The organism is Martelella sp. NC20 (assembly GCF_013459645.1).
Classification (GTDB): Bacteria; Pseudomonadota; Alphaproteobacteria; order Rhizobiales; family Rhizobiaceae; genus Martelella.
In genome coordinates this window covers 3627030-3647798 of the sequence record NZ_CP054861.1, presented here as the reverse complement: position 1 = coordinate 3647798, position 20769 = coordinate 3627030, and the positions used below count along the sequence as shown (strand labels likewise).

At 62.9% G+C, this 20769-nt stretch carries 34 protein-coding genes and 1 tRNA gene; 21 read left to right on the top strand and 14 right to left on the bottom strand.

The features are described from left to right. Nucleotides 1–21: 21 nt before the first annotated feature. The 13 genes from HQ843_RS17440 to HQ843_RS17380 form a co-directional block, all read right to left on the bottom strand. The gene (locus HQ843_RS17440) at nt 22–696 is read right to left on the bottom strand and encodes a hypothetical protein (protein WP_180901954.1); all 675 of its coding nucleotides are present in this window, start codon (nt 694–696) and stop codon (nt 22–24) included. Beyond that, complete coding sequence (locus HQ843_RS17435) at nt 693–2036, bottom strand: helix-turn-helix domain-containing protein (RefSeq protein WP_180901955.1); 1344 nt, start codon at nt 2034–2036, stop codon at nt 693–695. Before HQ843_RS17435 ends, HQ843_RS17440 begins: the two co-directional genes overlap by 4 nt. Beyond that, the gene (locus HQ843_RS17430; protein ID WP_180901956.1) at nt 2033–4246 is read right to left on the bottom strand and encodes a DNA cytosine methyltransferase; all 2214 of its coding nucleotides are present in this window, start codon (nt 4244–4246) and stop codon (nt 2033–2035) included. The genes HQ843_RS17435 and HQ843_RS17430 overlap by 4 nt, the downstream gene beginning before the upstream one ends. Beyond that, on the bottom strand, nt 4240–4401 hold the full coding sequence (locus tag HQ843_RS17425; protein WP_180903263.1) for a helix-turn-helix domain-containing protein: 162 nt from the start codon (nt 4399–4401) through the stop codon (nt 4240–4242). Before HQ843_RS17425 ends, HQ843_RS17430 begins: the two co-directional genes overlap by 7 nt. Then, on the bottom strand, nt 4398–4922 hold the full coding sequence (locus tag HQ843_RS30065; RefSeq protein WP_180901958.1) for a helix-turn-helix domain-containing protein: 525 nt from the start codon (nt 4920–4922) through the stop codon (nt 4398–4400). The genes HQ843_RS17425 and HQ843_RS30065 overlap by 4 nt, the downstream gene beginning before the upstream one ends. A 3-nt stretch (nt 4923–4925) precedes the next feature. Further along, on the bottom strand, nt 4926–6278 hold the full coding sequence (locus HQ843_RS17415; RefSeq protein WP_180901959.1) for a DNA-methyltransferase: 1353 nt from the start codon (nt 6276–6278) through the stop codon (nt 4926–4928). Beyond that, the gene (locus tag HQ843_RS17410; protein ID WP_180901960.1) at nt 6275–6880 is read right to left on the bottom strand and encodes a GcrA family cell cycle regulator; all 606 of its coding nucleotides are present in this window, start codon (nt 6878–6880) and stop codon (nt 6275–6277) included. The genes HQ843_RS17415 and HQ843_RS17410 overlap by 4 nt, the downstream gene beginning before the upstream one ends. 68 nt (nt 6881–6948) lie before the next feature. Continuing rightward, on the bottom strand, nt 6949–7878 hold the full coding sequence (locus HQ843_RS17405) for a DUF2303 family protein (RefSeq protein ID WP_180901961.1): 930 nt from the start codon (nt 7876–7878) through the stop codon (nt 6949–6951). 79 nt (nt 7879–7957) lie between these two features. After that, nucleotides 7958–8293 (bottom strand): hypothetical protein, encoded by a 336-nt coding sequence (locus HQ843_RS17400; RefSeq protein ID WP_180901962.1) that lies wholly within the window; start codon nt 8291–8293, stop codon nt 7958–7960. Further along, complete coding sequence (locus tag HQ843_RS17395) at nt 8290–8529, bottom strand: hypothetical protein (RefSeq protein WP_180901963.1); 240 nt, start codon at nt 8527–8529, stop codon at nt 8290–8292. Before HQ843_RS17395 ends, HQ843_RS17400 begins: the two co-directional genes overlap by 4 nt. Further along, nucleotides 8519–9031, bottom strand: a complete 513-nt coding sequence (locus HQ843_RS17390) for a hypothetical protein (protein WP_180901964.1) — start codon at nt 9029–9031, stop codon at nt 8519–8521. Before HQ843_RS17390 ends, HQ843_RS17395 begins: the two co-directional genes overlap by 11 nt. A gap of 369 nt (nt 9032–9400) precedes the next feature. Continuing rightward, entirely contained in the window at nt 9401–9601 is a 201-nt protein-coding gene (locus tag HQ843_RS17385) for a hypothetical protein (protein ID WP_180901965.1), read from the bottom strand. Continuing rightward, a complete protein-coding gene (locus HQ843_RS17380) occupies nt 9598–9849 on the bottom strand; it encodes a hypothetical protein (RefSeq protein ID WP_180901966.1) in 252 nt (83 codons plus the stop codon). Before HQ843_RS17380 ends, HQ843_RS17385 begins: the two co-directional genes overlap by 4 nt. Before the next feature lie 87 nt (nt 9850–9936). On the opposite strand from HQ843_RS17380, the gene HQ843_RS17375 reads away from it, so the two are divergent. The 21 genes from HQ843_RS17375 (at nt 9937) to HQ843_RS17275 (ending at nt 20592) form a co-directional block, all read left to right on the top strand. Then, a complete protein-coding gene (locus HQ843_RS17375) occupies nt 9937–10620 on the top strand; it encodes an XRE family transcriptional regulator (protein ID WP_180901967.1) in 684 nt (227 codons plus the stop codon). Between the two features lie 60 nt (nt 10621–10680). Next, nucleotides 10681–11589, top strand: coding sequence for a hypothetical protein (locus HQ843_RS17370; protein WP_180901968.1), 909 nt, complete (start codon nt 10681–10683; stop codon nt 11587–11589). A 205-nt stretch (nt 11590–11794) separates the two neighbouring features. Next, the gene (locus HQ843_RS17365; RefSeq protein ID WP_180901969.1) at nt 11795–12025 is read left to right on the top strand and encodes an Acb2/Tad1 domain-containing protein; all 231 of its coding nucleotides are present in this window, start codon (nt 11795–11797) and stop codon (nt 12023–12025) included. Nucleotides 12026–12091: 66 nt separating this feature from the next. After that, entirely contained in the window at nt 12092–12391 is a 300-nt protein-coding gene (locus HQ843_RS17360) for a hypothetical protein (RefSeq protein ID WP_180901970.1), read from the top strand. A gap of 63 nt (nt 12392–12454) precedes the next feature. Beyond that, nucleotides 12455–12907, top strand: a complete 453-nt coding sequence (locus HQ843_RS17355) for a hypothetical protein (RefSeq protein WP_180897145.1) — start codon at nt 12455–12457, stop codon at nt 12905–12907. Further along, on the top strand, nt 12904–13230 hold the full coding sequence (locus HQ843_RS17350; RefSeq protein ID WP_180903261.1) for a hypothetical protein: 327 nt from the start codon (nt 12904–12906) through the stop codon (nt 13228–13230). Before HQ843_RS17355 ends, HQ843_RS17350 begins: the two co-directional genes overlap by 4 nt. Continuing rightward, the gene (locus HQ843_RS17345) at nt 13227–13832 is read left to right on the top strand and encodes a hypothetical protein (protein ID WP_180897146.1); all 606 of its coding nucleotides are present in this window, start codon (nt 13227–13229) and stop codon (nt 13830–13832) included. Before HQ843_RS17350 ends, HQ843_RS17345 begins: the two co-directional genes overlap by 4 nt. After that, nucleotides 13829–14074 carry a hypothetical protein gene (locus HQ843_RS17340; RefSeq protein WP_180897147.1) on the top strand — a complete coding sequence of 82 codons (246 nt, stop codon included), beginning with the start codon at nt 13829–13831 and terminating at the stop codon, nt 14072–14074. Before HQ843_RS17345 ends, HQ843_RS17340 begins: the two co-directional genes overlap by 4 nt. Further along, a complete protein-coding gene (locus tag HQ843_RS17335; protein ID WP_180897148.1) occupies nt 14071–14436 on the top strand; it encodes a hypothetical protein in 366 nt (121 codons plus the stop codon). The genes HQ843_RS17340 and HQ843_RS17335 overlap by 4 nt, the downstream gene beginning before the upstream one ends. Nucleotides 14437–14447: 11 nt before the next feature. After that, nucleotides 14448–14993, top strand: coding sequence for a phosphohydrolase (locus HQ843_RS17330; RefSeq protein WP_180897149.1), 546 nt, complete (start codon nt 14448–14450; stop codon nt 14991–14993). Further along, nucleotides 14990–16123 carry a phage Gp37/Gp68 family protein gene (locus tag HQ843_RS17325; RefSeq protein ID WP_180897150.1) on the top strand — a complete coding sequence of 378 codons (1134 nt, stop codon included), beginning with the start codon at nt 14990–14992 and terminating at the stop codon, nt 16121–16123. The genes HQ843_RS17330 and HQ843_RS17325 overlap by 4 nt, the downstream gene beginning before the upstream one ends. Beyond that, a complete protein-coding gene (locus HQ843_RS17320; protein WP_180897151.1) occupies nt 16120–16440 on the top strand; it encodes a hypothetical protein in 321 nt (106 codons plus the stop codon). Before HQ843_RS17325 ends, HQ843_RS17320 begins: the two co-directional genes overlap by 4 nt. Further along, nucleotides 16437–16691: a hypothetical protein gene (locus tag HQ843_RS17315; protein ID WP_180897152.1), complete on the top strand. Its 255-nt coding sequence runs from the start codon at nt 16437–16439 to the stop codon at nt 16689–16691. The genes HQ843_RS17320 and HQ843_RS17315 overlap by 4 nt, the downstream gene beginning before the upstream one ends. Then, nucleotides 16688–17749 (top strand): hypothetical protein, encoded by a 1062-nt coding sequence (locus HQ843_RS29475; RefSeq protein ID WP_246710130.1) that lies wholly within the window; start codon nt 16688–16690, stop codon nt 17747–17749. Before HQ843_RS17315 ends, HQ843_RS29475 begins: the two co-directional genes overlap by 4 nt. Then, on the top strand, nt 17742–18017 hold the full coding sequence (locus HQ843_RS17305) for a hypothetical protein (protein ID WP_180897153.1): 276 nt from the start codon (nt 17742–17744) through the stop codon (nt 18015–18017). The genes HQ843_RS29475 and HQ843_RS17305 overlap by 8 nt, the downstream gene beginning before the upstream one ends. Next, complete coding sequence (locus HQ843_RS17300) at nt 18010–18198, top strand: hypothetical protein (RefSeq protein WP_180897154.1); 189 nt, start codon at nt 18010–18012, stop codon at nt 18196–18198. The genes HQ843_RS17305 and HQ843_RS17300 overlap by 8 nt, the downstream gene beginning before the upstream one ends. Continuing rightward, nucleotides 18199–18567: a hypothetical protein gene (locus HQ843_RS17295; RefSeq protein ID WP_180897155.1), complete on the top strand. Its 369-nt coding sequence runs from the start codon at nt 18199–18201 to the stop codon at nt 18565–18567. It abuts the gene before it with no gap. Beyond that, nucleotides 18564–18761, top strand: coding sequence for a hypothetical protein (locus HQ843_RS17290; RefSeq protein WP_180897156.1), 198 nt, complete (start codon nt 18564–18566; stop codon nt 18759–18761). The genes HQ843_RS17295 and HQ843_RS17290 overlap by 4 nt, the downstream gene beginning before the upstream one ends. Nucleotides 18762–18776: 15 nt before the next feature. Further along, nucleotides 18777–19319, top strand: coding sequence for a hypothetical protein (locus HQ843_RS17285; protein WP_180897157.1), 543 nt, complete (start codon nt 18777–18779; stop codon nt 19317–19319). After that, entirely contained in the window at nt 19319–19516 is a 198-nt protein-coding gene (locus HQ843_RS17280; RefSeq protein ID WP_180897158.1) for a hypothetical protein, read from the top strand. The genes HQ843_RS17285 and HQ843_RS17280 overlap by 1 nt, the downstream gene beginning before the upstream one ends. Before the next feature lie 8 nt (nt 19517–19524). Continuing rightward, a complete protein-coding gene (locus tag HQ843_RS17275) occupies nt 19525–20592 on the top strand; it encodes a tyrosine-type recombinase/integrase (protein WP_246710129.1) in 1068 nt (355 codons plus the stop codon). Between the two features lie 54 nt (nt 20593–20646). Here HQ843_RS17275 and HQ843_RS17270 read toward each other — a convergent pair. Continuing rightward, nucleotides 20647–20731 (bottom strand) — tRNA-Leu (locus HQ843_RS17270). Between the last annotated feature and the right edge of the window lie 38 nt (nt 20732–20769).

Genomic DNA, 20769 nt, shown 5'->3' with positions numbered 1-20769 from the left:
ACATATCCAAGGGGATTACGGTCACAGTTTTCTCACCAATGCAACAGGAAATTCCATCTTGAGTGCCGTACTGGTATCAAGACCCGTGCCGTAAATCTCCACCATAACCCTGCCAGCCTGCACCTTGTGCCGGCGCACATATCCGCGCAGATCGCCAAATGGACCGCCCATTATTTCGACATGCTGCCCGCGCGCAAATACATCATCCACTTCCTCAACACGGTCCAGCAAGCCGATGAATGATTTCATTTTCTCATGCTCGAATGTGTAGACATCACCGCCCATCGTCCGCAGCAGGCCGTGAAAGTATTTCGACACCCGGCAGCGCCCTTCATCGCGTCGCATCATGTCAAATCCGGTGATTGCAGCAGGCCCGATCAGCGCCCGTACAAACACAAATCCACTGATCGCGATACGACGGCTTTCCACAACATGTGCGCGGCGGCGGTTGACGATCTTCACGTTTTCCATCGGTATCTCGGCCTCGATACCGCACTGGCAAAGCCATTCGGCAACGCCATGCTCGCAACGCGGCTTGACCTTGAGGCATATCCACAGCGCCTTTTCCGGGCAGTTCTGCCAGTGCCTGCGGCTTGCCGCATCCAGAAAGTTCGCGGTGATCGACCGCATTTCAGCCCACCGTGCAAGGGCCTGCTGTTCACGCCGGGAAAGCTCATCAATCCGTGCCGCCATCATTGCGCCGCCTCCGTGGTTATGGCCGCATCGGCGGCCTGTTTGAATGCCGCAAGCCCGTCCGGCCCGCCCTTCGGGAAATAGACCACCCGCTGGTTGCCGGTCTCCGGCACGAATGGCAGGTTGTGCTGGTCGTGCCAGTCTTCCCAGCGCCGCCACATGGCGCTGTCGACGGGCACCGCCTCCATCATCGCGGCAAGCCCGTCATAGATCGGCTCGACCTGCTCATAGCGCCTGTCACGGGCAGCGCGGTGCAGCGCGTTGACCTCTGGAAAACCCGCCAGTGTCCGCCGCGCCAGTTCGGCATCCTCGAAATCGTCTGGATAGGCAAACCCGCCGCCCGCCGCCACGCTCACGCCTCGTTCGGTGGCGTAGCGCATCGCATGGGCCCGATCGCGCTTGTTGAACAGCGCAAACCGCGCCTCAAACAGGCCGCGAAGCTCAATCCGCGCAGGCATCTCCGCAGGTCCGGCCAGAAGCAGCGCCATGCGCTTGGCGCCCCATGCCGGGCCCCAGGGCGCTGCCCGTTCGGTGCGGGCGGCGGTTTCCTGTCTGGTCTCCGCCTCCGCCGCCCCGACATCGGTCCACAGCTTCTCGGCGAAATAGGTCGATGGCATCGGCGGAAAATCGCGTCCGTTGCGTTTCAGCATCCGGTGCCAGGCGACGCAGCGTTCCTCGGCCAGCGCCCGGTCCTCGGGCGAAAGCGCGATCCATGCCGCCCACCACTGCTTTTTCGGCAGCCCCTTGGCGTTCTTCCAGTGCTTCAGCACGTCGGCAAACCGCCGCTCCAGTGCTTTCGGCGTCTCGCCGCTCTCGGCACTTGCTGTTTCCGGTTTTTCATAATCCGGAAAATCCGCGCGCTCGCGCGCCTCTCTCTCTAAAGGTGGTTTAATAGGTGGTTCTAAGGTGGTTCGGGTGACAGGGTGACACCCCTCAGACGACACAGTGTCACCCCTGCCCGACACAGTGTCACCCCTGCCGGGCTCCACGGGTGACACGGTGTCACCCCTGAATGGCGCTGATGGCGGTCGTTTTCCGATGCCTTTCGGGCTCACCTCAGGGTAGTTTTCGAGCTTTTCAAGCGCCATGTCGTAGTGGTTGGCAATGCCCACCTTGCCGGTTGCCGCCCGCACCAGCACCAGCAGCCCCTCATCGAGAAACTGCTGGATACAACGCTGTACGCTACGCTCCGAAAACTCGGTTTCACGAGCGATCCGCTCGACGGAAACCCATACCCCGCGCCCGTCATCGCTGGCGGCATCCGCCATGCGCAGCGCCACGGCCTTGCGTGTCGGGCTGCCAAGGTTGCGGCGGCGCACCTCCACCTGCACGAGATTGCTCATTCCGCCGCCTCCATCATCTCAGGCACCGCCCGCAAATGCCCGCAATTGGCCGCCACCAGCGCCGCCGCCACTGGCGGGCACACGGAATTGCCGCAGGCGGATACCTGCTGCGATTTTGTGAAGGGCTTGCCGTCCGGGCCGCGATCGATCTCGTAATCGGCCGGAAAGCCCTGGGCATTGAACAGCTCACGCGGCGTCAGCATGCGCATGCCGATATCGACCACCACGAATGTCGCCTCGCCGATCGTCAGCGTCACGAACTCCCGCTCATCCCAGAACCCGTGCTTGCGCAAAAACGCCGCCACCTGCCGCGCGCGCTCGGCCTGGGCCTCGGTGAACGGCGGCGCATCAAGCGCGGCCTGCACATGGCCGAACCGGTCTTTCGTCGTCACCGTATGCAGCGGACCGCCATAGCCCGCGCCGTCGCCCGTGCCGAAATACTTGGCGCAATAGGCCGCCACTGCGCCCTGCTGCGCGCCGGAGGCGGTCACGGTGGAAAGCGGAGCGTCTGCTGCCCGCCCAGGACGAACCCAGTCTGAACGCCCGTCATTGTTGTGCTGGGCAACGAACATTGCGGCAAGGCAGGTGTCCGCCTTGGCCGTCACCGTGTGTATCGGCTCGTTTCCGCCGCGCGGGCGGCTTTGCCCGGCCCTGCCGCCGCAGCCGACAAGCGAGGGGATGACGACGGCGTGTTTCACCCCGCCCGCCACCACCGTGCCCAAAGGTCTGCCGATATCGAGCGCGCGCGGCTCCTGCCCCGCCCGCTCGCCATATCCGGTCTGGATCAGCGTCGGGGCGATCACCGCCGAATGCCCGCCACCCGCAAGCACGGTCGGGTGCGGTGCTGTCACCGCACTGTCGCGCCGCGCGCTTCCCTTGAGGCTCATCAGATGCGGCGTTACCAATGCCGACTTATTCACGCCTGCCGTCACCGTGGCCGAAGGCGTGGTGACCGGATGCCCGATCGAGGCACCGAACTGGCGCGACACGAAGGCCGACACCAGAGAAAGCCCCGCCCCGCCCGCAGTGATCGTATGCGTCGGCTCATCGGCCCCGTTGAACGGCTTTTGGGAATTGCGCATCGTCATTAGATGCGGCGCGATGATGCCCAGCGGCGCGCAGCCGCCCGGGCGCTTGATAAAGCTGTTTGCGGTCACCGTCGGCAACGGCGCATCCATGGCGCTTCCGGTCGCGCCGGAATTGAAGCGCACGACGCTTGGCGAGACCAGCGCATGCGAAATCCCGCCCGCCGTCACCACGCCGAAGGGATCGTCGAGCGGATATTCCCGCCGCCCGCCGCTGTCACCGTGCGCGATGGAAACCAGAAACGGCTTTTCCGCCTCCAGTACATAGCGGTGAAACCCGCGCGCGATCCGCGCCTCGGTATTGTCCGCCAGCGGCCGCACCGCGCGCAGCCCGTGCTTTTCCATGATCTCGGCGGACGTGTCGAAGATCGAGGGACACGGCAGCGACCAGTCGATGATTTCCGCAGCCGTGCGCCAGATCATCTTCTGCCCGAAATAAACCCCGGCATCGTCCGGTTCGCCATGGGTCTCCTCCGGCCACACGATCGGCCTGCCATCAAACCGGATTATCACGAACAGCCGGTTGCGGATCGTCGGCGCGCCATAGCGGAATGCCCGCAATTCCTTCATCTCCAGCCTGCCGCCCAGCCGCCGCAGCCGCCTGCACCATTTCTGGAAGGTCTCGCCCCGGCGCGCCGGATCCGGCACCTCGCCCTTTTCGGTGCGCATCAGCGGCCCCCAGCTGGCGAATTCCTCGACATTTTCCATGATGATCACGTCGATCTTGCCGCCGGATTTCTGGATGCGCTCGACCCAGAACGGAATGATATGCGCCAGATCGCGGATGTTCCGCTCCACCGGCTTGCCGCCCTTGGCCTTGGAAAAATGCTTGCAGTCGGGCGAAAACCACGCCAGCCCGATATGCCGGCCCGCGACATAGTCGAGCGGGTCGACATGATAGATATTTTCCGAAAGGTGCAGCGTGTCCGGATGGTTCACCTCATGCATCGCCAGCGCCACCGGATTGTGATTGATCGCGATATCCGGCGAGCGCCCCAGCGCCATCTCGATACCGGTCGAGGCCCCGCCGCCGCCGGCGAAACTGTCGACGATCAGCGGCAGGCCGCCAAACCCCGCCGGTCTGGTCATCCCGGTATCGAGGTCGAAAAGCGTATCTCTCAGCATCCCACCGCCCTCCATGCATCCAAAATCCGGCACACCGCGCTTTCGTGAATGCCCAGCTCCAGCGCGATCTCATAGGTGGAAAGCCGGCCCGTCTGCCAAAGGCGGATGACGCGGGCGCGGATGACGCTGGCATTGTGATCCGCAGCCGCCATCATGCGCTTTCCTCCGCAAGCAGCGCGCGGTCATCGGCCAGCACGGCCCATACGTCCGCCGGCTCAACGGGCGGCAAAAGCCCGTCCTCGATCATCTGTCCGATCTTTCGAACAGCATGCAGCACGGTCGTATGGTCGCGGTTGAACACCACGCCGATCTGCGGCAGGGAGGCGCCGAAGGCGATGTAGATTTCATACATGGCCCGCTGCCTGACAATGGAATGCCGCTTCTGCCGGCCCGGTCCGAAGAAAATCGCGGTCGGAATGGACTCCTTGACCGCCCTGATCCTGGCGTAGCGCTTCATGCGAGAGGTGCTGCGCCGCATCATAGCAAGCCGCCAGACGCGCACATGCTCATCGAAATGGATCGTCGCATAGCGCCACAGCGGCGGCGAAACAGGTGCCGGCAAGGCTGTGGGGCGGGGCGGGCATGTCATCAGCCGCCGATGCGTTGCCGCATAATGCGCCAACAGCTGTTCCGTCGTTTCCACGCCCTTCGGCATGCAGCTTGTCAAACCGGTCATGGTCTATCCTCCAAAAAGCGCCAGCGGTTGCGCGTCAGGCTTTTCCGGCAGGCGGCGCACCACGCGCCAGTCGGCCTCGATGCGTCGGCGCGCGATCGCCGCATAGTCGGGATTGAGTTCGATCAGGCTTGCCTTGCGGCCATGGCGCAGCGCCACCAGCGCGGTGGTGCCGGCCCCGCCGAAGGGATCAAGCACCAGCCCGCCCTTGGGGCATCCGGCCAGAATGCAGCGTTCGGCCAGCTCCGGCGGAAAGGTTGCGAAATGCGCCTCTTTGAACGCCTGCGTAGCCATCTGCCAGACAGTCACCTGCGCGGGTTCGTAATTGCGCAGATAGCGCCCCTCGCCCCGCCCGAGTTCGTCGAGCCCGGTATGATTGACATGGCCCTGATGGCGCGGCGTGACCTCGATCACCTTGCCCTGTTCGCGGCCCCGCCGATGGCGCGAGCCGCCGACCGCTTTCATCGCGCCATTGGTTTTTCTGCCGCCATTGGCTCGCGCAGAGCCCTGTTGAGCGTCGATATCCTGACCCCATCGCTGTATGGACGCGGGCGAGGCATTCATCCGCACCGTCCCGGCATCGTAATACGCCCCGATCCGCGACCAGCGCGCGGCGCTGCGGGCGGCATCGGTCACCAGTGCGCAGGTTTTCGAAAGGTCTGGAAAGAATGAAATCTCGCCGGTGTCGCGCGCCCGCCAGACATCGCCGTCCGCGCTTTTGGTCAGCAGGAAAATCTTCTCATGCGCAGTCGAGGGACGATAAGCGCCGGAACTGTCCGGCATCGGATTGCTCTTGCCCCAGATGATTTCCGAACGCACCCACCACCCGGCATCCTGCAGCGCGATCGCCAGCCGGTTCGGGATCATGCACAGGTCTTTGGGTTTCAGGTATCCGCCGGCGCCTATCCGTCCGGCGTTCTCCCGACGGGCCTGCCGATCTGCGGCGACAAATTCGCCACGCGGGTTTTCTATTGGCTTGTAAACAGGCCCGACCGTCGAAAACGGCTTGTCGCGAAACGTCCGGTCATCCGTGCCGGCGGTTTTGGTATCGGCGGCGCTCCGTCCGTTCGGCGCGGTAGCATAGCAATCGCCATAGTTCAGCCACAGCGTGCCCGTGGGCTTCAGCACCCGGCGCACCGCCTCGAACACGGCCACCATCACATCGAGGTGTTCGGCAAGCGTCGGCTCCAGCCCGATCTGGCCGTCCACGCCGTAATCGCGCAGGCCCCAATAGGGCGGCGAGGTCACCACGCAATCCACGCTGTCGGGCTCCATCCGGTTCAACTGGTCGATGCAATCGCCGGCATAAAGCCGCACCCGCCCGTCGAGAAATTCCGTGATCTTTTCGCCGCCGCTCATGCCGCCCTCACCGGCTGGTACACCACCCGGTAATGCGCCGCGCACCAGGCCTGCCCGCGCAGCGTCACGGCCCCGCAACACGGCATATCCTCCCCGTCGGGCGCGGCAGCATCACCCACCGGAAACCGGCATCCGCCGGAAACGATCGCCTCTGCAAAGGGCACGGCAGGCACATCGGCCAGCCGCATGGCGGAAAAGTCGTAATCATGCCTCGGCGCTTTCACGTCCGCCGGCGCGGCGTTGATGCCGACGGCCGCAAGCCGGGCCGAGCCCCGCCCCTTTGAACGCTTTTCGCCGCGCGCGGGAAACAGCGCCCGGTTCTTGTTCGCCAGCGCCGCGATTGCGTTGCGGCTACGGCCAAGCCGCGCGCCGATCGCCTCGCAGCTTTCGCCCGCGGCCCAGGCCTTCGCGGCCACCGCCATCTCCGCATCGCTGATCGGCGAACCAGCGCCGCCGCGCGCCGGAAAATCACCGGGAAACGCCTGCCGCCGCCGGCGAAAGGTCACGATCGCGCATGAAAGCCGGTCGCAGATTTCCTTCGGGCTGAAGCCTTGCGCCCAAAGCGCCTTGGCCTTCGCATGGTTTTCGTCCGTCCAGTTCATGGCCTGCCTCCGTTCCGTTCGGGATGCCCGCCCGGAAAACGGGCGGGACACCGGAGCGGAACGGCGCATCAGGCCTCGGGCGCGCCCTCATAGACCGGCAGTTCGCAGGCGGTTGCCGCCGCCTCCATGTCGCGCCGCAACTGTTCGGTGATGTGCACATCGGGGCGGTAGATGTGGAACGACCAGGTAATCGCCCCGCCGCGCACCCGGTAGCGCAGCCGCACCGGAATGCGCGCCCGCTCGCCCATGAAGAACGGCGAAATCGACAGCAGGAACATGCCGGGCACGGCAAGCTTGTTGCCGCTGGCGTCGCGATGCTCCTCGGCGAAGGTGATTTCACCCTCGCCCGATTGCAGCGTCACATTGCTTTTCACCAGCGTTTCGGCATGCACCTGCAGCCCGCGTGAAAGCATCTGCAATTCGTTCGGAAACGCCGCCTTGAAGCCGAACGTCTTCAGAATCTCTTCGCTATCGGCGGCGTCGGGCGCGGCAAGCTCGGTGATATGATCCTCGATCCATTGGGCAAAATCGCCCTGCCCCATCGGCTGGCCGTCCTGGGCAATCCAGGCCTTCCATTCCTCCGACAGCGGAAAATCATAGTGGATCCGGTGCTTGCAATTATCCGCCGCCCCGCCGGCCGCACTGGCTTCGTGATAATCGATCACGGCGGTCAGGCTCGGTGCCCGCCAGTCGCTGTCGGCAAAGATCGCGCTTGGCGGCAGTTTGTGGCGGTTGGTCAGCTCGATAAAGCTATCCAGCGTCAGCGCCCGCGCCGTGCCGCTGCGGCGCTCCGGCACAAACCGCCAGGCCTCGAACAGCGGCCGCAGGTCGCGGGTCGTGCCGCTTGTGCGGTCCAGCAACACGGGAATGCTGGCAGGCAACCCCCAGCCCTCTTCGTAGAGCTCGACTTGTACAACCTCGGTGCCCGCCTTGTCGGCCAGCGCCTTCAGCTGGCTGATGTCGACCGCGCCGCCGGCGGCGATTTCATCGTCTTTCATGGGAATTTCCTTTCTCGAAAAAACGGGCAAAAAGCCCTGTTAAGGTTCTGATTTCATGCGCATCCAAGGAGGGTTGCGATCAGTTCGAATTCACCTCGCGCGGGCCGGAAAACATGTCCGACTGGCGCGGATGCTCGGTCGAAAGCGCGCCGTCATCCGTCAGCCAGAAGAAATCCGTCCGGCGGGGGCGTTCCGGCGTTTTGGTGGTAAAGCTGGGGTCGATCGTCACCGCGCCATCCTTGACCGCCAGAGCGAGCTTGATGGTGAGATTTCCCTTGAATTCCCTGTTCGGGCTGTTGTTGGAAAGCTCCATCAGCTCGCCCAGCGCCTCGCGCATTTTGTCGGAAATATCGGTGTTCAGATCGCCGTTCTCGAGCGCGCCGAGCAGCGTTGCAATGTCACGCACCTGTTTCATGCCTTTTCCTTTCGGTTTTCGTTGACAAACTGTTCTGGCGAGCGCCAGCCGAACGCGCCCTCAAGCGCCATCATCGCCGCGCGGTCGCAGCGCTCCTCTTCTGCCCGCTCCGCCACCGCCCGGCCGCACACATGCGCCAGGCCGGAAAGCTCGCCCCAGTGGCATTCGCGGCAGAAGCCATAGCCGCAGCCATCGCCAAGCGGGCAATCGGGGCGCGGGGAAAGGTCAGTGGTCATTGCCGCCTCCAACCACGCTCAGCTCGGCGCGCATGCCGCCGCCGGCGGCGGCAACGGCAAGCTCGTTCTGCATCGTCTGGGCGCTGCGGATCAGATCGGAAAGCTCATCCCTGCACTGGTTGATTTCGGCCGGGGTGAACGAAAGGTCCGACCATGCCCCGGTATAGGCGCGGGTGAAATTCGCCTCCTTCTCGGCAAGCGCCGCCCGCGCGGAAAACAGCGATCTGATGGCCGCCCCGCCCGCCGCCGCCTCATCCGCCAAGGTCAGTTCGCGGCCGACAAGCGCCGCCAGCGCCGCCGTCATGATCGGCTGTCCGGTTTCCGCCTCCAGCCGCATCACGGCGGCAAGCGGCATCAGCGTCGGGTCGGAGCGGTTGTGCCAGCGCCCGACCTCGCTCTTGGAATAGCCGCTGATTTCGGCTGCGGCCTGAATGCCGCGCGCCAGCGCGATCAGGTCGCGCTGGGCGGATTTCAGGCAATAAAGTCGTTCTGCATCCTGCATGGCGCTTGGCCTCCGTTGATATTGCATTGCGGGAAACACGCCCCGCCTTTCCCGTTCCGGTTTCAGGCGCGAAGCGCTAAGCCTTGCGGAAACCGATCAAGGGGACGAAAAATGATGCGAACCGATGAAAAGCGCGGCAGGCCATGGGGAGGAGGATCATGGCCCGCCGCGAAGAACGGCAAATGCGGGAGGAGGAAAACACTTGCCGCCCAGCCCGCCGCCCAAGGAAACCGGCGGCGGGATGCAAACGAAAAAGCCCCGCCCCGGCCAACGCAGTACCTGCGGCCAGGGGCGAGGCAGTTGGCGCGCGGTCAAGAAACGCAAAACCCCGCGCGCCGGGGGAACCTGAATAAAACCCGGAAAGGCCCATCAATAGCCCTCCCATTCATCCTTGAGATCATTGGCGAAGTCTTCCGCCGCCAGGCCGTCGCCTTCCGCCCACAAGATCAAAACCAGCGCGCAACACATGCCCGCAAAAAGCCCGAAAAGCGGATGCATCAGCTCCAGCCGCGCGGCGACAACCGCGCCGAAAACCCCGGCCATGCCGGCGGCAAGCGTTGCGCGCGTCATGGCGCGGCCTCCTCGGCAACCGGACGCTCGATCCCCTCCGGCCAGTCCGCACCTTCGGGCCAATGGTCGGAAAACCAGATCATCGCGCGCTCATACGTGCCCGTGGTCACGTCGCTGTCGCCGCTGGCCAGCCGGTCCAGCGTGCTGCCGCGGTTGAGAACGAGCGTGGAAAGCCGCTTGCGGCCAATGCCCTTCGCGGCGCAGAACACATCGCCGACCAGCACAAGATTTTCACGTAGTGTTGTCATGGCCGTACAATGCGGATTTCAATCCGCACTGTCAAGGGATTTTGATCCCGCTGTTATCTGGCTATCTTTGCGGATAAAATTCCGCACATGAGCAAGACCTTTGCAGAGCGCCTTAAGGGGCTGATTGACAACAAGGGAATGAGCGTGAGCGCCGCCAGCAAGGCCGCCGGCGTCGACCGCGCCACCTTGCGCAAGCTGCTGGACGGCACAAACCAACAGCCATCCGTCAAGACGCTTGAAGGACTAAGTTCATTCTTCAACGTCAGCCGGGATTGGCTGATGACTGGAAACGGTGACGGTGAGCCGCCACCCACACAACCTGCCTCACCTCCGCAGATGGCAGCCGTCCAGCGCTCCTCGCGAGAAATCACGATCAAGGGAACAGTATCAGCGTCATATTCGCAAGGCGCACCATCACAGGACACGGGGACGATCGGCACAGTTCCGCCGCCGCCCGCGCTCGCCTCTATCTCCGGCATATACGCGCTTTACGTCGACGGCGCGTCAATGGAACCACAGTTTTTCTCGGGCGACCTGATATTCTTGAATCCGGCGCGACCGCCGCGCCTCAATGATTGCGTCGTGGTTATTACCGACCACGGAACAGGGCCGCAAAGAACTCTCGGGATCCTGGAGGCCGAAGACGCGGAGTTCATCCGCCTCCACAAACACACCAGGGAAGGCAGCAATGGCCTCACGATCACCATCCCGAAAAAATACGTCAAGGCCCGCCACAAGGTCCTAAGCACAAACGAGATGTTCGGCGCCTGAATTGCGTTAGCCCCGACTGCGGCATAAACTGCCGTTGCAACATCCTGCACGGAGGACGGCATGCGGCGTTTTGGTTTTTGTCTTGTTGTCTTTGGCCTGTCGGCAACAGGCGCCGGCGCTGATTATATGCGTTGGAGCGCTGAACGCGTTGACGATCCTTTTGCCGACCAGAACCGCATGATCATGAGTTTCGTCGACGGATCAGAATCCGGACTGTTCCTGATTTGCGACGAGGCGAGCGACTATCTCACCATACGGCTCGCCCTGCCCCTGTCATCCCTGGACTACAATCTTCCGACCTATAGCCTCAGCGAACACCTGCAGGTCGACGACTTTGAAAGCCATATAGAACTCGGCAACGCCATAACGCTCGCCAATGGCAATCTCGGCGTCGACGCAGGCATGGAAGGCGAAAGCGCACGGCGATTTCTTGATGATCTGGTCGAGGCGCGCTCGGCGCTTTATCTGAAAATATCCGAAGTCATCGAAACCACGCAATTTCCGGTGAATGGCTCGACCGCAGCCGCCCGCGCGATGATATCCTTTTGTTTGACCGAAGAATCCATTCCGGAACCGTTGCCAGAACTGACGGCAGAAGATCGCAAGCCGAAGACTATCGACTGGGAAGCTTATAAGCGCGAGCTGGACGCAAATCTGGAAGCGGCGGGGACGCTTCTTTCGCCACCGACGGATAGGCGAACGGCCATTGAGCATATCGCTAACGCCCGCGCTATCGCGCACATATGCCAAAGCGAAGAACTTGACTTGCAAACACTGTCATCCCTGGCGGCCAGGTGGCAGATCGATATGAATATCGGCACCCCTGACTTCAGCGACCTGCTGACAGCGACAGAAAACCAAATTGCCTACCATAAGTCGAACCGGGAAGAGGCAACCTGCCACTCCGGCGACTATCTCTACGGCCCCGATGGTCGAGCAATTACCGCTCTTATCAAGCCCCTTGACTGACTCCCGCAGAGCCTTCGGCGAGCAGTAGACGCCGAAGTTCGACCACGCTCCTCGCACTTCATGCGGATTATTATCCTCATCATCTATTGACGCGGATTATCATCCGCATTAATCTCCTCCCCTCATCAGGCCCCGCCTGACACCCCGCCGCCGCCGGAACCGACCACCCCACCCGGCGGCGGCAACCAACAGGGAAGGAAGAGCAATGCCCGAAACTGTAAATGCAACGAGCGACGACCGCACGGTCAACAATGTCATGCGCCACGCCTATCGCGTTTTGAGCATCGACGAGAAAGCTCAGATGCAAGACATCAAGGATCGCGGCCTCGAGTTTGTCGAGATGCTGGATCGCATCGGCACCAGCCGCGAACTGTCGCTGGCCAAAACCAAGATCGAAGAAGCCGTCATGTGGGGCGTCAAGCACGTCACCGCATAACCCCTTCCGCTCCGGTGTCCGGCTCCCCGCGAGCCGGCATCCCGAACGGAAGAAGGAAACCAAACGATGCAGGAACTGAAGGAAATCGGCTGGGCGATCGTCGAGCTTATGGGCCATCGCACAAGGCCCGGCCGCGCCAGGGAGATCGAGCTTGCCGGCGGCATCATGCTGCAGGTCGACATACCGGTCTCGGACGATGATTTCGTCACGGAATTCTACGGCGTGTCGTCGATCTACTCGATCCGGCCATGCACCGAGGAGATCGCCCGCGACCGCGCCAATTACAGCCATATCGACCCGCGCCCGATCCGCCCCGTCGATTACCGCCCGCAGCTCGAACAGCAAGACGACGAACGGCCTTTTTGATCCGCTCCGGTGTCCGGCGCGCGCACCGCGCCGGCATCCCGAACGGAAGACGGGAGAACCGCAATGTCTGAATTCGAAAAACTCAATGAAGTCCGCATCCGCCTGACCGGCGAGAGCGGCACGATCTGGGATATCGATCACAGTAAAACCAACCCCTATCTTGTCAGGATAGAGGAGGGGAAAGGCATATTGCGTTGCGTCAGGTTCGAGGCATTTCATGCCGGCGAACTTGAACGGGTCGAGAAACCAGCGCAACCGCCCTCAGCCGGCCCCAGCGGCGGGCATGCGAACGATGCCAGCCGCTATTACAAAGGAGCGTGGCTCGCCCCCGATCCGCCCGCGCCCTCCGACGATTGGGTCAACATCAGTGATGACCTGAAGCTTATCAAGTGGCGCTTGGCAGAGATCGCGGACGCCATCGAGAAGCGCCCCACGGGCTGGCAGCTGTTCTGGATCATCACCCTCGCCGGCCTCGCCATCATCGCGGCGCTGCAGGTTCGCGAGGCATGGCTATGACCGCGCCCGACGGCCGCCCCTGCACCATGGAAGCCTATGTCACCGCCCTGTTTCAGGAAGTCCCCAGCGAGGCCCTGCTGCGCGGCTCGATCCGCGCATGGATACGCGGCGATTTCACCGCCGCCCTCCGCCCCCTCCCCGACCACGCCAGACAACGCCTGACCGGCGAAGGCGAGGCGGCATGTCTGAGCCTTGAAGAAATGAAGGCGCAAGCCAGCCGCTGCAACTGCCGCGGGGCCGATGACTATTGCCCCTGCCAGAATGCTCCAGATCGCGAGACGCGGCGGCAGCGGCTCATTGCACAGAAAGGCGGTGACGCATGAACGTGAAACCACTTGCCTTCATAGGCGAAGAAAAGCCCGTCCTGTTCGCTTGCGGCGAATGCGGCCTTGTATATTCGCCCAAGCGTGATGGCGGCGACACCGCCGCTCTCACAAAGGCGGAACAATGCTGCCAGCCCCGACTGTGCGACTGCGGCAACCCGCTTGATCCCTATTGGTCGAAATGCGCCGACTGCCGGAATGAAGCCACGCGCCAGAAAACCATCGAGACGCTGCGCGCCGCAGAGGTCATCCCCGCCGCAGCATATAACGATGCGGTTTACACCCCTGATCACGACGGCGACTGGGGCGACGGTTATTCCTCATGCGTGGATGCGTTTCTGGAATACGCCGATCCGGTTTATTGCCACCCCTGCACGCCGACCCCCCTCGCCCTTGATGTGGAAACCATCCTTGAGCACGCCACAGAGGAAATGCACGAAGACGCCCGTAGCCAGGTCATTGACGAAAAGGGCCTCGCCACCTTCCTCGCAGACTGGAATGAAAAGCAGACCGCCACGACCTGGTATCCAGATTTTTCAAAGGTGATCATCGTCGACGCCGAAAAATTCGCGGCGCTGCTTGCGAAAGGCGGTGACGCATGACCACACCTTCCGCTGACGGCAAGCGCGCGCTCGCGGCGGCAAAATCCATTTTCGATGGCCGCGTCCCGCCGCGCGAAATGGGCGCGATCATGGTGACGCTGGAACACGCCGTGGCAACGGTGCTGCTGGCGGTGATGGACGGCGACGCCGGAAAGGCAGCGGCCATGCTCAACGAGGGCCTTGCCCCCGGCATCGAACAGCGTCTGGCGCACCATGCCAGCCGCAAGGGCGGTGCGACATGACCAACCACCTGCGCGGCCACAAGATCACCCTCAGCGCCGGCATATGGCGCTATGCCGATACCGGCGCGCCCACGGCCGCCACCTGGCGAACCCGCCCCTGCGGCCATTGCGGGCAACACGACACGCCAGAAGGCCATGACGCCTGCCTCGGCAGGCTTCCGGCCGTGAAGAACGCCTGCTGCGGACACGGCCACCGGCGCGAGGCCTATGCGCAATTGCGCCACGGCCCGACCCTGCGCGGCCGCGCGGCGCGCGCCTTCTTCGCGCTCGCCCGCCACGCCCCCGCCTTCACCCTCTATCTCGCCATCCTCGCCGTCACCGCGCTGTTCTGGTGGCGGCTGGAGGCGTTTCTCTCACTTTGAAGGAACACGCCATGACCAATGAAACCCGCAAGGGCGATTGGATGCAGACCTATACCGGACGCCAGTTCTGGCCGATGGACCCGCGCCCTGAAGACGTGGCGATCGAGGATATCGCCCATGCGCTTTCGCACCAGTGCCGCTATGCCGGCCATTGCCGGCGCTTCTATTCGGTCGCAGAACATTCCATTCTGGTGTCCAGCCAGTTGCCGCCGGAATTGCGACTATGGGGCCTGCTTCACGACGCCAGCGAGGCCTACCTGGTCGATGTGCCCCGCCCGGTAAAACCCTATCTCACAGGATACCGCGAGGCGGAGGACCGCGTCATGCGCGCCATCTGCGAACGCTTCGACCTGCCGCCCGAAATGCCAGCCGCGGTCAAGCGCGTCGACAATGCCATCCTCGCCGATGAAAAGGCCGCACTGATGGGCCCGGAGCCGGCGGAATGGCACCTGCCCGAGCCGCCGCTTGGGATTCGCATTGTCTTCATGGCCCCGCCCGAAGCTACCCACTATTTCATGGAAGAGTTCAAATTTCTCATGGCGAAAGCATGGTCATGAGCGACAACACAAAAATCGAATGGACCGACGCCACCTGGAACATCGTCACCGGCTGTTCCGTGGTCTCGCCCGGCTGCACCAATTGCTATGCCATGAGGCTGGCAGGTACCCGTCTGAAGCACCACGAAAGCCGCAAGGGCCTCACCCGGGAAACAAAAGCCGGCCCGGTCTGGACCGGCGAGGTGCGGTTCAACCAGCAATGGCTGACCCAGCCGCTCGCATGGAAACGCCCCCGCCACATCTTCGTCGCCGCCCATGGCGATCTGTTCGCCGATGGCGTGACCGACGAGCAGCTCGACCGCATTTTCGCCGTCATGGCGCTTAGCCCGCGGCACACGTTTCAGGTGCTGACCAAACGGCCGGAGCGGATGCGGGATTATCTGCGCCCGGCCCGCTCTCACCCTGTGGCACTTGAGGCCCTGCACATTACACTGATGTCGCATTTTCTCGATCACAATTCGAAGGTGGGTGAAGGCTGCCTGATTGAAGGTGACATGGCACACCTTTCCACATGGCCGCTCCCAAACATCTGGCTCGGCGTCAGCGTCGAGGACCAGACCCGCGCCGACCAGCGCATACCGGTGCTGCTCGCAACCCCCGCCGCCCTGCGCTGGATCTCGGCAGAGCCGTTGCTGGGCGGCTTGCGGCTTTCAGGTACATCTGCTGACAAACAGAACATGTGGGATTGGTTGCAGGGGCTGGATGCGAGAATGTATCCCGATGGCCCGGATTTCGATTACGGTCCAAAGCTCGACTGGATCGTCGCCGGCGGCGAGAGCGGCCCGAACGCCCGCCCAATGCACCCGGACTGGGTGCGCAGCCTGCGCGACCAGTGCGCCGCCGCCGAGGTGCCGTTCAATTTTAAGCAATGGGGCGAATGGTGGGAGGTCGCGAGCGATGCGCGCGACGATGATGGCAATCATCTGACCTGCTACACCGATAGCATCGAAGCCACAGAAATGTTCGACCAGGCATCGGATTGCCTTCTGACAGCTGATGGTCGTCGTTTCACCATCGACGACCTTCCACCCGAAACACCCGGGCGCCACATGACGCGCATCGGCAAGAAAGCCGCCGGCCGCCTGCTCGACGGCGTGTTGCATGACGCCTTTCCGGAGCTGCGGCCATGACCACGCGCTTTCAGACAATGCGGCTGATCTGGATCGATGCATTCATCGAAGCCGGTGAGTTCCCGCTCCGGCGGAAGCATCTGTGCTTCGCCTTCGACATATCAGACGCGCAAGCAGCAATCGATCTGAAACGGTTTCATGGGCTCTTTCCGGACCGGCTGGACTATGATCGCTCGGACAAGGGCTATCGGGCGGCGGCCGGTTCCTCCCCCGTGTTTCTAGAGGTGGAACACAGCGCGATCTTTGTCGCATGCGCCCGCGCCGCCCATGCCCATGATCGCATCGCTGCGCTCGAAAGCGACGAGGCCGCGCCATGACCATCGCCCCCTCCGCCGGCGCGCTGCGCATCACCTGCAATGCCTGCGCCATCACCGACCACGCGCTGGCCGAGCCCCTGCCCGCCAACGCATCCAACCATGATCACCGCCTCGCCCGCCAGCGCCTGGCCGCAGCAGCCAGACGCGCCGGCTGGATCATCCGCAAAACCGCCGGCCAGTGGCAACACCACTGCCCCGCATGCGCCCGCCGCCGCGCCGGCGACATCACCAGACAGGACCGATTGCTATGACCGACAAAACCCTTTTTCCCGTGCCCCAAGACGACACCGACCACGTCACCAGATACGTTCCCGACGATTGGGTCGATGAGGCATGCCCCGAACCGCATGCAGACCCGAACGATTTCCTTTGCCATGTTTCGGGCTCATGGTCGCTGGTCGCCGCCGAGATGGAAGAAACATGGGAAAAGCCCGTTACCCATGGCGACCTGATCCGGTTTTGCAGCTTCCGCGATTATGGCAGCGGCAAGCTTTCCGTGCGCGCGGATATGTCATGGGAAACAAGCTTCAGCTATCCGGATGATGCCAATTACTTCTATGTCGACTTCGACCACGACACAGCCATGACCTCGATCGAGGATGTCATTCGTTGTCAGATGGAGAACGACCCCGACTGCTGGACACCGCCTTACGAGATTGACATATCAGTCGCCTTTTTCGGCGAAACCACCACCTTCCGCGTGGTCATCGAGGAGGGATCGGCCCGGCTCGACCGCCTGCCCGAACCGCCGCTCACCATGCCCTACACCAACTGGCGCGGCGAAACCGCGATCCGCAACCTCCGCCCGATCGCCGTGAAATTCACCGCCACCTCATGGCACAAGGAACCGCAATGGATCCTCGACGCCTATGACTACGCCCGGCAGGAAGTGCGCGGCTTTGCGCTCAAGGATTTCGGGCCGGCGCCATTCCAGCCGCGCGTCGACCCATGGATGCAAGCCTGCTTTGGCCCGAAGATCAGCGCCGACCGGCTGGAGCGCGGCGACCGCCTGATCGAGGAGGTGCTGGAACTGCTTCAGGCGGTCGATTATCCGCGCGAGCGCATAAAATCGCTGATGGATTACACATGGTCCAAGCCGAAGGGCGAGCCCGCGCAGGAAGTCGGCGGCGTCATGGTCACGCTCGCCGCCTTCTGCCTCGCCTACGGCCTCGACATGCACGACGCCGGCGAAACCGAACTCGCCCGCGTCTGGACCATGGTCGAGATAATCCGCGCCAAGCAAGCCGCCAAGCCGACAGGCTCCGCACTGCCGCAGGCATGGCCAAGCGGGGATGACAGCAATGGATAACCTCCCGCACAAGATGGCAATGGACGCTATCGGCTTCGCCGCGCAGATCCTGACGCCGCAAACCGACCACCTTGTCGCGCTGGTTGAGGCAGAACGGTCAATGCACAGCTACATGCATATCACCGATCCGACCATGTACATGCGCGCGATACACAGCGACGGCCTGCGCCAGCAGGTTGAACTGGCAAAAGCTGCTCTGGTTTTCATTGACGCCGTTCAGAAGGTGAAGGGTGAACTGGCTGCGGCCGAAGAGACCTCCAATGTCTGACCGCATTCGATGGTGGACCCGCAACGATCACGGTTTCTGGTGCGATTTCTGCGGCGACTGCCTGAAGCCTGATTTCCATTTCGACAGCGAGGACGAATGGGACGCGTTCGAGAAAGACATCGAGGATAGCAACTGCCGCAACTGCGGCGCACCTGACGAATTCGACCCGGAGGCAATCTAGATGACCAAGAAACCTTTCACCTCTGCCGATTTCCGCAAGGAGCTGATCAGCATAATGCCCGGCTACAAGTGGACGGTCCACAAGACGAACTCAGATATCCGCATGGAAGCGACAGGAATTCAGTCCAGCGGCTTCAACCGGATATCAACGCTGCAGGTCATCCGTCGCGAGAGCGACGAGCGCGTTGAATATCAAGCGACATCGGCTGGATATGGCACGAAGGCGAGATGGCGAGGATGCAGCCGCGATAAGACGCTTGCTCGCTCGCTGCGTGGACTGGAGCAGCATTACGACCGCCAGTCCTTTGAATTCCACCATCTGGCCGCGCGCCTGAATGCGGGCCGTCGCGCTCCAAGGGATGATCGATGACAGAATGGAATGACAAAGACGCGGCTTTGAAGCTTGCGAAAAAGCTCTGGGATGACGGGGAGCAACAATTACCTGCCGAGATTCTGCGGATTGACAGCAAGACTTCGGCGGTGGTCGTCGACCTCGAGGGCGTCGACTACATCCTCACCATGATGCGCCTTCCCGATCAGCGTCCGCGCCCGATCAGAAACTAAGGAGTTCGCGTTTTCATGAACCAGCCCCGCCCGCCATCCGCCGACCGTCTCGCATCCTACCACGCCCTTGTTGCCGGCGCGGTGCGGATCGAGGAGGTCTATGCGGATGCGGACGGCCACCATTTGATGATCACCACGATGGACGAGGCCGAGGCGATCGCCATCATCCCCCACGCCTGCCCGCCGGCAAACCGCGCGCTGCTGCTGCGACATATCGACATCATCACCGATCTGCTGGCGCTGCTTGGGGCCACCGGCCGCCATCTCATTGCCACCAGAAAGGAGCGCGATGCGCTCGCCGCCCGCGCCGCAAACGCCGCTGCCCCCGGCGCCAAGGATTACGCCGCCGAATGCGCCATCAAATGCGCCGAGCCGCTGTTCCAGCGCTACCTTTCCGAATGCCATGATCTGCGCCTGCCGACCGACGCCGACAAGACCGCCACCAGAGTCAAATCCGTGCTGGCGATCAAAAGCCGCAAGAACCTCAACACCGACCCCGCCGCCGCCGCCCGCTGGCGCGATATGGTCCGGTCCTTCGACGCATGGCGGAGAAGCTGATGGCACAGACGGCAGCACCGCCCGCCCGCCAGACCCGCGCCAGCGAGGCCGCCCTGCGCAAGGCGCTGCGCGCCGCCCGCGCCGAAGGGCTTGCGGTGGAAAGGCTGTGCATTACCGGTGGACAATATGAAATCCACTTTGCCGGCGTTGAGCGCAAGGCCCCGCCGGCCAAGGATGAAGGCCTCGAACAATGGTAGGGGTCGACATGAAAATCCACATGAAGGGGTTGATGCGCGAGGTTCTGCCCTCCGGCGCTATCCGCTGGCGGGTGCGGCCGGAAGGCCGGCGCACGGTCAAGATCACGCTGTCCTGCGGGCCGGATGATGAGGATTTTCATCGGCAATATCTGGCCGCCCGCCGCGGCGAAAAGCCGGAACCGCTACGCCAGGCGTCGGACTATGCCAAGCCGCGGTCGATCGCATGGCTGGTCAATCTCTACCTCGAACATTTGCAAAAGCGCATCGAGGCCGGCACGGCCAGCCCGAAAACGTTGAAGAAAAAGAAGAACCTGCTGGCCCGCCTGCTCGCCACCCCGGACAAGGTGATGCTGATCCCGCAGGAGCGCCTGATCGCCATGCAGGATGCAATGGCGGCAACGCCGGCGCAGGCGCATGCCTTCGTCGAGGCGGTCGCGGTCATGTATGACTGGGCAATCAAGCGCAAGCTGATCGGCCACAACCCGGCCAGGGGCATCGACAAGGTCTATGTCAAGGGACCTGGCGCCACGCCCTGGAAGCGCGCCGATCTCGATCGCTATTTTGCCCATCACAAAAAGGGTTCGAAAGCGCATATCGCCCTGTCGGTCCTGCTGTGGACCGGTTGCCGCGTCGAGGATCTGACGATCCTGGGGCGCGGCCATGAATGCGTCATCGATGGCTATGAGGCGCTGCGCTGGACGCCGCCGAAAAAGGGATCGTCTGAGGTGATGATCCCGCTGCTGGCGCCGCTGAAACAGGCCACGCGCGCGGCCACGGTGCAGGGCGCGACCTATGTGCTCGGCCGGGGCGGCAAGCCGTTTTCCAGCGCGGACAGCATGTCGGCGATGGTCAAGCGCTGGTGCGCGGACGCCGGCCTGCCGCATCTGTCGGCGCACGGCGTCCGCAAGGGCCTGTCGGAGCTGCTGGCCGAACTCGGCGTCAGCCAATACGCCCTGATGTCGATTCTCGGCCATTCCGAAGCCAAGACCAGCGAGGTCTACACCCGCCGCGTAGAACGCTGGAAACTCGCCTCAGACGCCATGAACCGCCTCACAGTGCCCCACACATGGCTCTGACGTGGGGCACAACACAACGTAACACATTGATTTTAATTGATTTTATTTCAAGAATGGTGCGGTCGAGAAGACTCGAACTTCCACGGGTTGCCCCACAGCGACCTCAACGCTGCGCGTCTACCAATTCCGCCACGACCGCATCGTGGTAGATGCCGGTTTGTGCCGGCGCCGCAGCAT